Source organism: Mycobacterium sp. E342 (genome assembly GCF_001667665.1).
Classification (GTDB): domain Bacteria; phylum Actinomycetota; class Actinomycetes; order Mycobacteriales; family Mycobacteriaceae; genus Mycobacterium.
In genome coordinates this window covers 1-1,823 of record NZ_LZJM01000137.1, presented here as the reverse complement: position 1 = coordinate 1,823, position 1,823 = coordinate 1, and the positions used below count along the sequence as shown (strand labels likewise).

The 1,823-nt window shown below is 65.6% G+C and carries 1 protein-coding gene; it reads left to right on the top strand.

Translation table 11 applies throughout. The annotated features are described in order from the left end of the window. On the top strand, positions 1-1,823 hold a 1,823-nt coding region (locus A5692_RS08755; RefSeq protein ID WP_156765992.1), incomplete at both ends, for an amino acid adenylation domain-containing protein.

Genomic DNA, 1,823 nt, shown 5'->3' with positions numbered 1-1,823 from the left:
GTCTTGTTGGCCAAACTCAGCACCAGTACTGATGTGGCGGTGGGGTTCCCGATCGCCGGCCGGCGCGACCCCGCTCTGGATGAGCTGGTCGGGTTCTTCGTCAACACCCTGGTATTACGGGTCGATCTGACCGGCGACCCCAGTGTGGCCGAACTCCTTGGCCAGGTGCGGGCGCGCAGCCTGGCCGCCTACGAGCACCAAGACGTGCCCTTCGAAGTCTTGGTGGAACGGCTGCATCCGGCCCGCAGCCTGGCCCATCACCCGTTGGTGCAGGTGATGCTGGCGTGGCAAAACCTGCCCGGGCAACAGCTGGAGGTGATTGCCGGCCAGACGCTGGGGGAGCAGCTGCGGGTTAGCCCATGGCCGGTGGAAACCCACACCGCCCGTGTGGATTTGTCATTTTCTTTGGCCGAGCGCTGGACACAATCTGGGGAGTCGGCCGGGATCAGGGGCGCGGTGGAGTTTCGCACCGACATCTTCGACCCCAACACCATCCACACCCTGATCCAGCGGTTCCAGCGGGTGCTGACGGCCATGGCCACCGATCCCACCCAACAAGTCTCTTCGGTCGAGGTACTCGACGCGCAGGAGCTGGCCTGCCTGGGTGGGTGGGGGAATCGTGGCGTGTTGGACCGCCCGGTGGCTTCGACGGTGTCGATTCCGGATGCGTTTGCCGCCCAAGTGGCCTGCGCCCCGGAGGCGGTGGCACTGAGTTTCGGGGACCGGTCCTGGACGTATCGGGAGCTTGATGAGGCCGCGAATCGGTTGGCGCACTTACTCGTTGCCCAGGGCGCCGGCTCCGGTCGGTACGTGGGGATACTGATGGAGCGCGGCGCGCAGGCCATCATCGCGATTCTGGCGGTGCTCAAGTCCGGGGCGGCCTATGTGCCAATCGATCCCGGATGGCCAGCCGCGCGGATCGGGTTCTTGCTCACCGACGCCACCCCGACCACCGTGGTGACCACCACCGAGTTGTACTCACGGCTAGATGGCCATGGCGTGCCAGTCATCGATGTCACCGACCCCGTGATCGATGACCAACCGGCCACCCGACCACCGGGTCCGGCGTCTGAGGACATTGCGTATTTGATTTACACCTCGGGCACCACCGGGGTGCCCAAAGGCGTGGCCATTCCTCACCGCAACGTGGTCGGGCTGCTGGAGTCGCTGGATGGGCAGTTGGATCGTGCGGGGGTGTGGTCGCAGTTCCATTCGTATGCGTTTGACTTTTCGGTGTGGGAGATCTTTGGCGCCCTGCTGGGTGGGGGCCGGTTGGTGGTGGTGCCCGAAGCGGTGACCCGTTCCGCGGATGATTTCTGTGCCTTGCTGGCCGCCGAGCGGGTCAGTGTGTTGAGCCAGACCCCGTCGGCGTTTTATGCCCTGCAAACCGCCCAGGGAGTGTCACCGGAGGTGGGCCGGCAGCTGGCGCTCGAGACGGTGGTATTCGGTGGGGAAGCCCTCGAGCCAGCGCGTTTGAGGCCGTGGTGGGATCACCATGCGGGATCGCCGCGGTTGATCAACATGTACGGCATCACCGAAACAACGGTGCATGCCTCGATACGCCCGATCGTCGAGAGCGACGGCGGCACCAGCGCTAGTCCGATCGGGGTGCCGTTGACCCACCTGGGCTTCTTCGTCTTGGACCCGTGGTTGCAGCCGGTGCCGGCCGGGGTGGTCGGGGAACTCTATGTGGCCGGTCATGGTGTGGGGGTGGGGTATTGGGGCCGCTCACCATTGACCGCGTCGCGGTTTGTGGCGTGTCCCTTCACCGGGGCACCGGGGGCGCGGATGTATCGCACCGGGGATCTCGTGTGTTGGGGCCC